The organism is Kitasatospora fiedleri (assembly GCF_948472415.1).
In the GTDB taxonomy this organism is placed as follows: Bacteria; Actinomycetota; Actinomycetes; order Streptomycetales; family Streptomycetaceae; genus Kitasatospora; species Kitasatospora fiedleri.
This window is the reverse complement of record NZ_OX419519.1, coordinates 154146-167445: the sequence shown is the minus strand read 5'-3', so window position 1 is coordinate 167445 and position 13300 is coordinate 154146. Positions and strand designations below refer to the sequence as shown.

General features: G+C 77.7%; 8 protein-coding genes and 3 pseudogenes. 4 read left to right on the top strand and 7 right to left on the bottom strand.

All coding sequences use genetic code 11. The features are described from left to right. Positions 1–4: 4 nt before the first annotated feature. Both QMQ26_RS00885 and QMQ26_RS00880 read right to left on the bottom strand, forming a co-directional pair. Complete coding sequence (locus tag QMQ26_RS00885; RefSeq protein ID WP_282204381.1) at positions 5–1609, bottom strand: aldehyde dehydrogenase family protein; 1605 nt, start codon at positions 1607–1609, stop codon at positions 5–7. A 130-nt stretch (positions 1610–1739) separates the two neighbouring features. Further along, positions 1740–2168: a (R)-mandelonitrile lyase gene (locus tag QMQ26_RS00880; RefSeq protein WP_282204380.1), complete on the bottom strand. Its 429-nt coding sequence runs from the start codon at positions 2166–2168 to the stop codon at positions 1740–1742. A gap of 135 nt (positions 2169–2303) precedes the next feature. Here QMQ26_RS00880 and QMQ26_RS00875 point away from each other — a divergent pair, with 135 nt between their 5' ends. Further along, positions 2304–3176 carry a helix-turn-helix domain-containing protein gene (locus tag QMQ26_RS00875; RefSeq protein ID WP_404814031.1) on the top strand — a complete coding sequence of 291 codons (873 nt, stop codon included), beginning with the start codon at positions 2304–2306 and terminating at the stop codon, positions 3174–3176. 79 nt (positions 3177–3255) lie between these two features. Here QMQ26_RS00875 and QMQ26_RS00870 read toward each other — a convergent pair. From QMQ26_RS00870 to QMQ26_RS37780, 5 genes and pseudogenes are all read right to left on the bottom strand, one after another. Further along, positions 3256–4241, bottom strand: a pseudogene (locus tag QMQ26_RS00870) (sigma-70 family RNA polymerase sigma factor). 60 nt (positions 4242–4301) lie between these two features. Continuing rightward, positions 4302–5251 (bottom strand): annotated as a pseudogene (locus tag QMQ26_RS00865) (ABC transporter ATP-binding protein). A gap of 132 nt (positions 5252–5383) precedes the next feature. Next, positions 5384–6982 (bottom strand): hypothetical protein, encoded by a 1599-nt coding sequence (locus QMQ26_RS00860; protein WP_282204378.1) that lies wholly within the window; start codon positions 6980–6982, stop codon positions 5384–5386. A gap of 1305 nt (positions 6983–8287) precedes the next feature. After that, positions 8288–9367 carry an FtsX-like permease family protein gene (locus QMQ26_RS00855; RefSeq protein WP_282204377.1) on the bottom strand — a complete coding sequence of 360 codons (1080 nt, stop codon included), beginning with the start codon at positions 9365–9367 and terminating at the stop codon, positions 8288–8290. Positions 9368–10349: 982 nt separating this feature from the next. After that, positions 10350–10571: pseudogene (locus QMQ26_RS37780) on the bottom strand (hypothetical protein); the annotation flags it as partial. Between the two features lie 65 nt (positions 10572–10636). Here QMQ26_RS37780 and QMQ26_RS00845 point away from each other — a divergent pair. The 3 genes from QMQ26_RS00845 (at position 10637) to QMQ26_RS37160 (ending at position 13282) form a co-directional block, all read left to right on the top strand. Further along, on the top strand, positions 10637–10954 hold the full coding sequence (locus QMQ26_RS00845; RefSeq protein ID WP_282204375.1) for a hypothetical protein: 318 nt from the start codon (positions 10637–10639) through the stop codon (positions 10952–10954). Between the two features lie 1018 nt (positions 10955–11972). Further along, positions 11973–12902 (top strand): cytochrome P450 family protein, encoded by a 930-nt coding sequence (locus tag QMQ26_RS00840; protein ID WP_318552170.1) that lies wholly within the window; start codon positions 11973–11975, stop codon positions 12900–12902. After that, on the top strand, positions 12842–13282 hold the full coding sequence (locus tag QMQ26_RS37160) for a cytochrome P450 (RefSeq protein WP_318552169.1): 441 nt from the start codon (positions 12842–12844) through the stop codon (positions 13280–13282). Before QMQ26_RS00840 ends, QMQ26_RS37160 begins: the two co-directional genes overlap by 61 nt. The last annotated feature ends 18 nt before the right edge of the window (positions 13283–13300 follow it).

The following is a 13300-nucleotide window of genomic DNA, read 5'->3' as shown; positions in this document are numbered from 1 at the left end:
CGGATCACGCGTCGGACGGTTCGGGGGAGCGGGGGCCGATGCTGATGCCCTGTAGACGGGTGGTGCGCAGGATCGGGATGTTGGCCTCGCCGTGCGCACCGCCGGAGAGGCCGGTGCCGCCGATGACGGGCAGGACGGGGAGGGTGCCGATGTGGCTGTCGTTGACCTTCAGCACGCCGCCGTTGACGACCTCGTCGGTGAACCGGTCGACGACGTGCGGGTCGCGGGCCCACAGCGAGTTGCGCAGGCCGTAGGGGTTGGCGTTGACGAAGGAGATCAGCGCGTCGAGCAGCGCGCCGTCCGGCTCCGGCCCGGTCGGCACGACCAGGCACATCAGCGGGAAGAAGGTCTCCTCGGCGACCGCCCGCATCGTCGCGGCCGCGGCCAGCCCGTGGGCCCGCAGCAGGACCGGGCGGACGAACGGGCCCCGGTCCGTCGGGGCGCCGTCCACGTCGACGCTCTCGCCGCCGCACAGGAGTTCGGCGCCCTTGGCCACGGCGTCGGCCAGCACGTCCGCGCACTGGGCGCGCTTGACCACGGGGGTCAGCACGACGTCCGGGTCCTCCGGCGGGCCGACCCGCAGCGCGGCCACCCGCTCGTGGAGCAGGGCGGTGAAGCGGTCGGCCACGGCCGGGTGGACCAGGGCGAACTTGGGGGCGAAGCAGAGCTGCCCCGAGCCGTGGTAGCGCTCCGCCGCGGCGTCGGCGGCCCGGGGCAGGTCGGCGTCCCGCCACACCACCAGGGCGTCGTTGCCGGCCAGTTCCAGGACGGGCTTCTTGCCCCGCTCCAGGCAGGCACGGGCGAGTTCCGCGCCCTGCTTCGGGCCGCCGAAGAAGAACACGTCGTCGCAGTCGGGCGAGGCCAGCCAGGTGCGCAGGGTGGGCCGGTCGGGGGCGCAGAGCACGCTGAGCGCCCCGGGCGGGGCACCGTGCGCGGCCAGCAGCGGGGCGATCAGCTCGTGGAAGACGAACGCGGTGCTCAGCGGCGCCGTGGGCGGGGCGTTGACCACCACCGCGTTGCCGCCGGCCAGCACCGGGACGGCGGCCGTCGCGGTGAGCATCGGGGCGTTGCGGGCCGGGCTGAGGCCGACCACCCCGTCCGGTTTGCGCACCAGCCGCACCAGGCGGCCGTCCTGCTCGCCCTCCCAGCGCATGGCGGCCCGGGTGTGGGCCAGCGTGTCGGGGTGGGTGAGGTCCAGCGCCGCGGCCAGCGACCAGCGGGCCACCCGCACCGGGTACCCCTCGGCCACCAGCGCCCCGACCACCTCCTCGGCGCGCTCCCGCAGCAGGCGGTGGAAGGCCGCCACGAACTCCAGCCGCCGCTCCAGCGGCACCCGGGCCCAGAGCGGCTGGGCCGCGCGGGCCCGGGCCAGCGCGGTGGCGGCCTGCTCCGGGGTCGAGCGGGCCACCCGGCCGACCAGCCGCGGGTCCGCGTGGTCGGCCGGGTCGGCGCGGCCGTGGTCGAGCCGGGCCTTCAGCGCGAGCACCTCGTACGGCTCGCGGAGCATCGCGCTGCTGCGGGGCCAGTGCACCCAGCCGTCGCCGGGGGCGGGGACGCCGCCGACCAGGACCGGGTAGGCGGACTGCGGTGGGGCGGGAGCGAGTTCCACGTCCCCGATGATGGGGGCGCGGGGCGCGCGGGCCGGGGGAGAGGGCGGGCTTCCCCTCCAACGGGTGATTCTCCGATCGGCTGGAAAGCGCCTTGTCGTGCGGGCGCGGCGGGGGAGGGAGGGGGCGGCGTCAGTGCCGCGCGGCCGGATCGCTCCGGTGCCGGGGTGCGCCGTACTGCTCGGGGGTGACGGGCTCGGCCCAGACGGTCTCGGGCGTGCCGTCGGCGGTGGCCTCCCAGAGCGCCAGGTGGGCCATGAAACGGTCCGGGACGGCGCCGTGCCAGTGCGTCTCGCCCGGCGGGCAGACCACGCTCTCGCCCGGGTGGGCCTCCAGCACGGTGCCGTCCCGGGTGCCGACCAGGGCGGTGCCGGAGACCACGTGCAGGGTCTGGCCGAGCGCGTGGGTGTGCCAGTGCGTCCGCGCGCCCGGCGCGAAGCGGACCAGGTTGGCGCGCAGCCGGGACGGCTCCGCGCCGGCCGCGAGGACGTCCCACCAGACGTCGCCGGTGAACCACTCGGCCGGGCCCCGGCCGGTGGGCTGCTGCGGGAGGAACTCCATCGGGTGCTCCTGAGGAAGGGAGGGGGAGTGCGTCCCTCCCAGCCAAGCGCGCCGTCCGGCGCGGGGCCAGGCACCGCGGAGGGGTGTACCGGTGGTGCACCCCTCCGGGCGGCGCGGGCGCGTACTGTCGGAGGAGTGGACAACAGCCAGGAGGTCCGCGAGTTCCTGACCTCGCGGCGCGCCAAGATCACCCCCGACCTGGTCGGACTGCCCGCCGGGCCGCGCCGCCGGGTGCCCGGGCTGCGGCGCAGCGAGGTCGCCGCGCTCGCGGACCTCAGCGTCGAGTACTACGCCCGGCTGGAGCGCGGCCACCTGGCCGGCGCCTCCCCGGCCGTGCTGGAGGCCGTCGCCCGGGCCCTGCGGCTCGACGACGCCGAACGCAGCCACCTGCTGCACCTGGCCCGGGCCGCCGACGGCTCCGACGCGCTGACCCGCCCGCGCCGCCGCGCGGACCGGCCCCCGGCCCCGCACCGCAGCCTCCAGTGGACGCTGGACGCGATCACCGGCGGCCCCGCGTTCGTCCGCAACGGCCGGACCGACCTGGTCGCCGCCAACCCGCTCGCCCGCGCCTTCTACGCCGACGTCTACGCGAGTGCCGGGCCGCACCCGCCGAACTTCGCCCGCTTCCAGTTCCTCGACCCCGCCGCCCGCCGCTTCCACCCCGGGTGGGACGGGCACGCCGACATCACCGTCGCAATCCTGCGCACCGAGGCCGGCCGCAACCCCCACGACCGCCGGCTGCACGACCTGGTCGGCGAACTCTCCACCCGCAGCGACGAGTTCCGCACCCGCTGGGGCGCCCACGACGTCCGCCACCACGGCACCGGCACCAAGCACTTCCACCACCCGGCGGTCGGCGACCTCACCCTCGCCTACGAGGGGATGCGGCTGACCGCCGACCCCGACCTCGTCCTCACCGTCTACACCGCCGAACCCGGCTCCCCGTCCGAGGACCGCCTGCGGCTGCTCGCCTCATGGGGCGCCACCCGCGAGACCGCCCGGGCCTGACGGTGCGTCGGGCGACGGCGGTGCGTCGGGCGACGGCGGTGCGTCAGGCCACGGCGGTGCTTCGGGCGACGGCGGTGCGTCAGGCGTCGGTGGCGCGCGGGTCGGTGGTCAGGCGCATCGGCAGGCCCCAGAGCGGGAACAGCCGCTCCACGTCCATGTGGTTGGTCATGGTGGCGATCCGGCCGTCGACGATCTCCAGCAGGGTGATGCCCCACGGCGTCCACCCCGCGCCGTCCTCCGCCGGCGGTACTGGGCGAACGCCGGCGTGCCGTTCGCCTCCACCGGCAGCAGCCGCGACCCCGCGCAGCCGCAGCCCGCGCCCCGCCACCACTCGCCGAGCTCGGCCGCGCCCCGCACCCACATCCGGAACGGCGGCATGTTCAGCACCGCGTCCTCGTGCAGCAGCCGCTTCAGGGCCTCGATGTCGAACGACTCGAAGGCCCGCACGTACCGGGCCAGCAGGGAGCGCTGGGTCTCGTCCAGCGGGTCGAAGGCGTCACCGGCCGGGCCCTGCGCGGCCATCGTGGCCCGGGCCCGCTGCAGCGCGCTGTTCACCGAGGCCACCGAGGTCTCCAGCAGCTCCGCCGTCTCCGCCGCCGACCAGGCCAGCACCTCCCGCAGGATCAGCACCGCCCGCTGCCGGGCCGGCAGCTTCTGCAGCGCCGAGACGAACGCCAGCCGGATCGACTCCCGGCCCACCGCGACCTCCGCCGGATCTCCCGACAGCACCCGCGCGTCCGGCACCGGACCCACCCAGACGTTCTCCTCCCACTGCGCCAAGTCCGGCGCGGCGGCCGGGCAGGGCGAGCTGAGGTCCATCGGACGGGCCCGCCGCTGCGGGGCCGGCGCCATGTCCAGGCAGACGTTGGTGGCGATCCGGTACAGCCACGTCCGCAGCGCGGCGCGGCCCTCGAAGCCGTCGAACTTCGACCAGGCGCGGACCAGCGTCTCCTGCACCGCGTCCTCCGCCTCGAAGGCCGAGCCCAGCATCCGGTAGCAGTACGCCGTCAGCTCCCGCCGGAACGGCTCCAGCCGCTCCGCCACCCCGTCACGATCCATGATCATCGGCACGGGGACCAGCCTAGTGCGCCGGTCCGACAGCCGGGAGGGACGCCGGAGCGCCGGTCAGCGGGTGTCGTCCGGGCGCAGCTCGATGTGGTCGGCCGCCAGGTCCGCCGCCACCCGGTGCTCCATGCCCAGGGCGGCCAGGAAGGCGGCGGGGAGCTGGACGCGGCCGGTGCGGTCGAGCATCACGTACTCGCGCTCGGAGACGGTCTCGGTGCCGTGCTCGTCGACCTCGGTGCGGCGCAGGACCTCGCTGCTGGTGCGACCGTCCCGGATCGCCACCGTGCGGCGGACCTCGCCGGCGACCATCGGGTCGTGGGTGACGATGACGACGGTGCTGCCCAGCTCGCGGTTGACGGTGCGGAAGGCCTCGAAGATGCCGGCGGCGGTGTCGGTGTCGAGCTCGCCGGTGGGTTCGTCGGCGAGCAGGACGGCGGGCTCGTTGGCGAGGGCGACCGCGATGGCCACCCGCTGCTGCTGGCCGCCGGAGAGCTCGGCCGGGCGGCGGTCGGCGAGTTCGGGGACGCCCAGGGCCTCCAGCAGCTCGCCGGTGCGGGCGCGCTGCCGCCGGGCGGCCCGGTACCCGGAGCGCAGCTGCATCGGCAGGGCCACGTTCTGGGCGGCGGTCAGGAAGGGCAGCAGGTTGCGCGCGCGTCTGCTGCCAGATGAAGCCGACCGTCTCGCGGCGTAGCGCAGCCGGTCCTTCGCGGTCATCGCCAGCAGGTCGTGGCCGTCGACGGTGGCGGTGCCGGCGGTCGGGTGTCCAGGCCCGCCAGCACGTTCAGCAGCGTCGACTTGCCGCTGCCGGACGCGCCGACCAGGGCCACCAGGTCGCCCCGGTCCACCGTCAGGTCCAGGCCCTGCAGCGCCTGCACCTCGATCCCGTCGGCGCTGAAGATCCGCACCAACCGCTCGCAGCTGATCGCCAGTTCGGCGCCGACGGTGCGCGGGGCGGCGGCGGCCAGCGCCCTGCGCCGCAGCTCGTCCAGGCTCGGTGCCGGAGTGCTCATCGGGTGGTCCCTCCTGCGGGGGGGCTCGGTGGTGGACGTGCGGTTCATCGGGCGTCCCCCGCCCGCAGCTCGGTGGTGGACGTGCGGTTCATCGGGCGTCCCCCGCCCGCAGCTCGGTGGTGGACGTGCGGTTCATCGGGCGTCCCCCGCCCGCAGCTCGGTGGTGATCTGCCGGCGGGCGGTCACCGCGGCCTCCGCCAGCACCGCGAGCACCGCCAACAGGGCCAGCCCGGCGGCCTGTTCGACGATCGGGGCGGCCAGCGGCCGCAGCCCCGCCGCGACACCCGAACCGACCAGCGGGGTGAGGTCGACGGCCGGGCCCAGCAGCAGCACGCAGCACATCGCCGTCAGCGCCCCGCCCAGGGCCGCCACCAGCGACTGCGGCAGCACCTCGGCCAGGATCAGCGCCAGCCCCTGCCGGGGCCGCAGCCCCATGGTGCGCAGCCGGGCCAGCACCGCCGCCCGCTCCGGCCCGGCCCGCAGCAGCGTCAGCAGCACCGACAGCAGCGCGGACAGCGCCGTCGCGCCGACCGAGACCCAGAACAGCCGGACGGCCGACGCCTGCAACGGGTCGGCGCCGAGCGCCGCGACCTCCGAGGCGACCGTCCGCACCTGGTGGCCCGTCCTGGCCCCGGCCGCCGGCGGGCCGAGCAGCCGCCCGGCCAGCGCGCGCAGGGCGGCGTCGTCGGGCCGCCCGGCCGCCAGCCACTTGGTCGGACCCCCGATCCGGGCCACCAGGTCGGCGGCCGGACCGGTGGGCAGCACCACGGTCGGGCCGGCCGATCCGACCAGCGCCGGCGTGCCGTCCGCGTGCCCCACCACGCGGATTCGGGCCGCGTCGCCGCCCGCCAGCCGGAGATCGAACTCGCCCTCCGGGACGCCGCCGCCGGCCAGCGCGGGCAGCGGCCCGCCGCCCGGGTCGCCGGCCAGCAGCGCCGGATCGAACCGGCCCCGCCCGGCCGCCTCGGCCAGCTCCGCGTACGGGACCGGATCGGCCACCACCACGTTCACCCGGACCGAGGCGCCGCCGCCGAGCGAGAGCACCACGTCGTCGTCGATCCACACCGGCAGCGCGGCCGTCACCCCCGGCAGCCGGCCGGCCTCCGTGACGAACGACTGCGGCAGCGAGGTGTTCGAACCGACGCTGACCACGGCGTCCCCGCCCAGGGCGTACCGGGCCACCTCGGCCCGGTCGGCGGCCACCGACTCCAGCACCGTCGCCCCGACCGCCCCGCACGCCACCGCCAGCACCAGGGCCAGCAGCGGCAGCACCGAGGGCCGCGACCGGCCGCCCCCGCCGCCCCGCGCCGCCCGGGCCAGCCCGAGGAAACCCACCACCCCCGGACGCCGCCCGGCCCGGCGGGCCAGCAGCCCGATCAGCGGCGGCTGCAACCGGGCCAGCAGCAGCGCACCCGTCAACGACAGCAGCAGCGGCGCCGCCACCAGCAGCGGGTCCACCCCCTCGCCCAGCGGCGCCACCCCGCGCCGGACCACCTGCGCCACCGCCGCCGCGGTCACCGCCAGCACCGCGAACTCGCCCACCAGCCGCCGCCGCCCGCGCCCCGCCCCCGAGGCCACGGCCGTACCGCGCAGCAGCAGCGCCGCCCGCACCGGGAAGGCCAGCAGCGCCAGCAGCGCCACCGCGCCGGCCGCGCCCGCCGCCGGCAGCCGGCGCGGGGTCGGCAGCAGCGCGAAGGCCAGCAGCGCGCCCAGGGCCGCCGCGGGCAGCACGGTCGCCGCGCCCTCGCCCAGCAGCCGCCGGAAGACCCCGCCGATCCCGGCCCGCGCGCCCGCAACAGCAGCAGCTCCGCCGTCCGCCGCTCGGCGGCCAGCGCCGCCGCCAGGCACAGCACCACGGCGGACACCCCCGCCGCCCCGGCCGGGCCGACCGCGGTCAGCGCGTCGATCGCGCTCTGCCGCTGCCGGGCGGTGTCGATCGCGGACCGCAGCCCGGAGCCGATCCGCACGTCGGGCCGCCCGCTGCCGGTCACCACCTCGACCGCGAGCGGCCCCGAGGTGACCGCCGCCAGGGCGGAGGAGGTCTGCCGCAGCCGGTCCGCCCGCAGCGCTTCCACCCGCACCGGCAGCCGCCAGTAGTCCTCCGCCCCGTCGCCCCAGACGCCCAGCCGGGACACCGACTCCGGGCCGGTCAGCGCGACGGCGTACCAGTACGCCATCGGAGGGTCCCCCGGACCGTGCGAGGGCGTCATGTTCCGGCACGCCCCGATCGCGCACCCCAGCTCGGCCCAGAACGGGTCGGACGGGTCGTCGACGGCGTACAGGCCCACCACCTCGACCTGCTGCGGGCTCAGCCGCGCGGTGGGGGACAGCACCGAGGCACCGCCGTCCAGCACCGCGCCCGGCCGCACCTTCATCGCCCCGGCCGCCGCCGCCGACAGCACGACCGGCACCGGCCCCCCGGCCGCCCCGGCGTCCGGCCACCGACCGGCCGTCAGGTGGACGTGCTCGCGCGCCCCGTGCCGGTACACCAGGGCGAGCTCGGGTGCGACGGACTCCGGCCGGTCCAGCCCCGGGTCGGGCAGCGAACGCGCGCCCAGACCCCGGCGCCCGTACACCGGGTCGCCCGGCTCCAGCGGCAGCACCGGCCCGATCAGGTCGGTCAGCCGGGCCGCGGTAGCGTCCAGCTTCCGCTCCGGCTCGCCGCCCGCGGGCGGGCCGGACGTCACCACCACACTGGTCGCCACCGGGCCGGACCCGCGCAGGAAAGCGTGCAGCGCGCCGTCCGCCCCCCGGTCCAGCGCCCGGGGCAGCGCGGCCGCCAGGAAGACCAGGACCAGCGTCAGGGCGGCGGTGAGCAGGGCGGCGAGCGGCGCGGTGCGCAGCCGGGTGCGGACCCAGGGCGCGGGGGTGCTCATCTCTCCTCCGCGGGGCGCGGCGCGACGGCGCGGGGTCCGGTGGCAGTCGGGGCGGGGGCGGTCCGGACGGTCGGGTGGGCTGTGGCGGGCCGGACGGCGGTGCGCGGTCGGGCGGAGGTGCGCGGCCGGACGGCGGTGCGGACCCAGGGGGCGGGGGCGCTCATTTCTCCTCCGCGGACCGGAGTCGGGCGGCCAGGTTCCGGCGGTTGCCGCCGAACAGGACGGCGGACAGCAGGGGCAGGGCGGCGGTTCCGGCGGCCAGGGCCAGGACCTGGGCCGGGGGCAGGCCGACCAGCACGTCGGGGACCGGGGGCCGGGCGGCCGGGGTGAGCACCACCAGCGGCACCACCAGGTGGACCAGGACGGTGCCGAGCAGCAGCCCCGTACCGGTGCCGATGCCGACCAGCACCAGCCGTTCGGCGGCGGCGCTGCGGGTCAGCAGCCGCCGGGGCGCGCCGAGCGCCAGCAGCACCGCGGACTCGCCGGCCCGTTCGCTCGCCGAGGCGGCCGAGGCGGCGGTGAAGCCGATCGCGGCCAGCACCGCCGCGGCCACCGCCAGCGCGGCCAGCGCGCTCTGCGGGGCGGCGCTGAGCGGGTCGCCGAGCCGGGCCGCGGCGTCCTCCTCGCGCAGCGTCAGCTGCTGGGCGGTCGGCCCCGCGCGCAGCGCCGCCGCGGCCTCGGCCGGGGTGCGGTCGCCGGGTCCGGTGGCGGGCAGCCACCACTCGGAGACGGCCGGGGCGTCGAAGCCCCGGTCGCTCAGCCACCGGTCGGCGGCGGCCAGGTCGAGCAGCAGCGCGCTGGTGCCGTACACCGGCAGCGCCTCGACCGCGCCGGTGATCCGGACCGGCACCGAGGTGCCGGAGAGCTGCACCTTGACCAGGTCGCCGACCCGGGCGCCGACGGCCGTCAGGTACGCGTGGGTGGCCAGGCCCCCGACCTCGCCGCCGGAGCGGACGGCACCCGGGGCCAGCACCAGGGCCCGGGCCCCGTCGTGGTCCGCCGTGCCGGGGGTGTACTCGACGGTCAGCAGCCGGTCCGGGCCCGGACCGTCGGCCACCCGCACCGGGACGCCGTCCCCGGCCTGCACGCTCCAGGCGCCCGCGGGCACCGGGACGGGCACCGCGGCCCCGCCCGCGCCGTCGGCCACCGCCACCCGGCGCACCGTCAGCTCGGTGCGGCTCTCGCCCCAGCCCGCCGGGTACGTCAGCCCGAGGCCGGTCAGGGCCAGCGGCGCGGCCACCGAGCCCAGCGGGCGGCGGCCAGCGCGCCCAGGTCCACCGGACGGTCAGCTCGCCCCGGACCGGCAGCTGCGGCACCAGGACCCGGTGCACCGCCCCGAAGCCGTCGCGCAGTTGGAGCCACAGGTCGGGCGCCTGGAGCGGGCTGCCGTCCTCCCCGGGACGGTCGTCCACCCGCACCGCGACGGTCAGCTCGATCCGGGCCGGGCTCCCCGGCAGCGGCACCCCGGGCGACGGCGGCTCGGCCAGCGGCGCCAGCAGCTCCCCGGGCGGTCGGTGGTCGAACAGGTCGGGCCGCACCCGCAGTTCGGCGCCCGCCCGGGCGGTGGCGGTCAGCAGGACGCGGCCCTGCCGGTCGCCCGGCAGCGACAGGTCGGCCCGGGCCACCGGCAGCAGCCGGTCGCCGCCCGGCAGCGCCGCGTACCGGCCGCCCTGGCCCAGCGCGGGCAGCGCCGAACCCTGGACCCGCAGGCCGCCCGCGGTGGCGAAGTCGGCCTGGTCGCGCTGCGAGTCGCGCCACGCGGTGTGCTGGCCGATCGCCAGCACGCCGGTGGCCACCGCCAGCACCAGCAGCAGCACCGGGCCGTTCGCCCGGCCCGGGCGGCGCGCCAGCTGCCAGCCGCCCAGCGCCGCGCCCAGCCCGCGCCCCCGGGCGGCCAGTCGGGCCCCCAGCCGGGCCGCCAGCGGCAGCACCCGCAGCACCAGCAGCGTCCCCGCGCACAGCGCCAGGGTGGGCGCCGCGACCAGCACCGGGTCGATGCCCAGCCGGCCGTCGGAGGCCACCGAGAGGCCGCCGGACCGGGCGGAGAGCTGCCGGTAGGCGACCACGGCCAGCGCCAGCAGGGTCAGGTCGGCGCCGGAGCGCACCACCGTGCCGACCACCGCCTGACGGCGCGCCACCAGCTGCCCGCCGCCGCGCCGCAGCACCGCGGGCAGCGCCGAGAGCAGCACGCACACCAGCGCGCACAGCGCCGCCGCCGGCCAGCGCACGGCCGTGTCGGTGTGCTCCAGCGGCAGCCCGGCCAGCGGGCCGTAGCCGGTCAGCAGCCGCAGCAGCGGCCCGGCCAGCAGCGGGGCCAGCAGTGCGGCGGGCAGCGCCAGCAGCAGCGCCTCCAGGCAGGCCCAGGCGGCGAGCCGGCGCCGGGTCGCGCCCCGGGCGGTGAGCAGCGCGTCCTCCCGGCCCTGCCGCTCCGCGACCAGGTGCACCACCAGCAGCAGGGCCGCGCCCGCGAGCACCGACAGCTGGAGCCCCGATCAGCAGACCGGACTCGGTGACCAGCGTCGCCGAGTGCAACTCGGCCAGCAGGGCGGGCAGTTCGGTCTGCGACTGGAAGCCCGGGCTGTCCTGCCTGACCAGCTCCGGCAGCCGGGCCGCCAGCTCCCCGACCCGCTCGACCCGGGCCCGGTCGGCGGTGGCGAAGTCGGCGGTCAGCAGCGCGCCCCGGCTGTCCTGCGGCAGCAGGTCGGAGGTGAAGGCGCCGTCGTCCACCAGCATCGGCCCGTACGTGGTGAAGCCCCGGACCTGGATCTCCCGGCCGCCCAGCGGGTCCAGCCGCCAGTACGGGGCGTCCCGGTCCAGGGCCTGGTAGACGCCGGTGACCCGGACGGTCAGCGGCAGGCCGCCGTACCGGTCGGAGAGCACCAGCTGCGCGGGCAGCGCGTCCGCGGTCAGGCCCAGCCGGGACAGCGCGCCGCCCGGCACCGCGACCTGCACCGTCCCGGCCGTCCCCGGGCCCGCGGCGGCGCCCTCGGCGGTGGGCCAGCGGCCGGCCGTCAGGCGGACCCGGTCGTGGTCCAGCGCGGCCAGCACGGTCAGGTCCACCTCGTGGGCCGGGGCCGGGGCCGGAGCCAGGGCCGGGGGCGAGGCCGTGGGCGAGGCCGTGGCCGTCGGGTCGGGCAGCCCGTACGCCCGGCTGCGGGCCAGCGTCCGGGTGTCGACCGGCAGTCCGTCGAACAGCCGGGCGCCCAGTGCGGCCGTCCCGGCGTCGTCCGCGGCCCTGCGGTCCAGCCCGTGGTCGGCGCTGAGCAGCACCGTCACCCGGCCGCCGCCGGCCAGGTCGCGCCGCAGGCCCGCCTCGGCGACGGTGCGGTCGAAGGCCACCAGCGCGGTCAGCACCGTGGTGGCGGTCAGCACCGTGAACAGCACCGCCGCGGCCAGCGGCAGCCGTCCGCGCAACCGGCGCAGCACAAAGCCCAGCATGATCAGGTCCCCCCGTTCCGGCCCCGTGCACCGGATATCGGACGACTCTGGCAGAGTCGAACGGGAATCGGAAGTGGCCGGCGCGAATCGTGCGCGGTCTGCGCGCCGCCCGGGCCCGGTGGGGCTCCGGCCGCGCCGCCGACGGACCGCGGCGGGCGGCGGGCGAGGGTCCGGACGGGCGTCCGGGCGGATCGTTCGGTGGCGGAGCGGGGCCGGGCGGAGCGGGCCGTTCGACGGCGGAGCAGGAGGACGCGGCAGAACCGGAGGGAGCCGGGGGAGGTCGGAAAACCCGCCCCGGCGAAGGAAACTGACAGGTACAGTCCGAAACGATCACGCGATCGGGCCGCCCGGACGGGCAGTCCGATCGGCCCGCCCAGGACCGACACCCGTACCGGAGAAGCCCCCTGATGGACACTCAGCGCTGCCCGTACCGACTCGACCCCGCCGGCGCCGACCTGCACGCCGAGACCGCCGCCCTGCGCGCCGCCGGACCGGCCGCGCCGATCGAACTCCCCGGCGGCGTCCCCGCCTGGTCCGTCACCGACCCCGCCCTGATCAAACGCCTGCTCACCGACCCCCGGATCTCCAAGGACGCCCGCCGGCACTGGAGCGCCGACCTGGCCGGCGAGATCCCCGCCGACTGGCCGCTGCGGATGTGGACCGACGTCCGCAACGCGCTCACCGCCTACGGCGACGAGCACGGCCGGCTGCGCCGCCTGATCGGCCCCGCCTTCACCGCCCGCCGCATCCGCGCCCTCACCCCCCGGATCGAGGCCATCGCCGCCGACCTGCTCGACCGCCTCGCCGCCCACCCGCCCGGCCGGGTGGTCGACCTGCGCGCCGAGTTCACCTGGGTCCTGCCGCTGATGGTGGTCAACACCCTGCTCGGCGTGCCCGATTCGATGCACGACGCGTTCCGCTCCACGATCGGCCGGCTCTTCGAGACCGCCACCGGCCCCGAGGAGGCGCTGCGCAACGGCGAGGCCGTCTACGCCCAACTCGCCCTGCTGGTCGAGGCCAGGCGCGCGGAACCCGGGGAGGACGTCACCACCGCGCTGATCCAGGCCCGCGACGAGGAGACCGGCACCGGCCTGGACGAGCGCGAACTCCTCGACAGCCTGCTGCTGCTCATCGGCGCCGGCCACGAGACCACCGTCAACCTGCTCGCAGCGCCGTCGTCCAGCTCCTCGCCCACCCCGGGCAGCTCGACGCGCTCCGCACCGACCCGGCCCGCTGGCCCGACGCCGTCGAGGAGACCCTGCGGCTCCAGCCGCCCGTGGCCAACATCCTCCCGCGCTTCGCGGTCGAGGACGTCCACGACGAGGCCACCGGCCTGACCTTCGCCCGCGGTGACCTGCTGGTGGTCAACTTCCTCGCCACCGGCCGCGACACCGCCCTGCACGGCGAGGACGCCGCCCGTTACGACCACACCCGGGCCACCCGCCGCGACCACCTCTCCTTCGGCCACGGCGTCCACTACTGCCTGGGCGCCGAACTCGCCCGGCTGGAGTCCCGGATCGCGCTCGCCGCCCTCTTCGACCGCTTCCCCCGCCTCGCCCTCGCCGTCCCCGCCGACGGACTGCGCCCGCTGGAGTCCTTCATCTCCAACGGCCCCCGCGAACTCCCGGTCCTGCTGCACGGCGGCGGCCCCGGTCCACCATCCGGGACGGGTGGCGGGAGCGGGCGGTCGCGCAGTAATTTAGTTCACATCAGCTAACTATCATCACGGCTTCCC

Bases quoted from the DNA above. Each gene is read 5' to 3' on its own strand.
- QMQ26_RS00880 (WP_282204380.1), bottom strand. From the start codon at position 2,168: ATGGAGTTCCTCCCGCAGCAGCCCACCGGCCGGGGCCCGGCCGAGTGG.
- QMQ26_RS00840 (WP_318552170.1), top strand. From the start codon at position 11,973: ATGGACACTCAGCGCTGCCCGTACCGACTCGACCCCGCCGGCGCCGAC.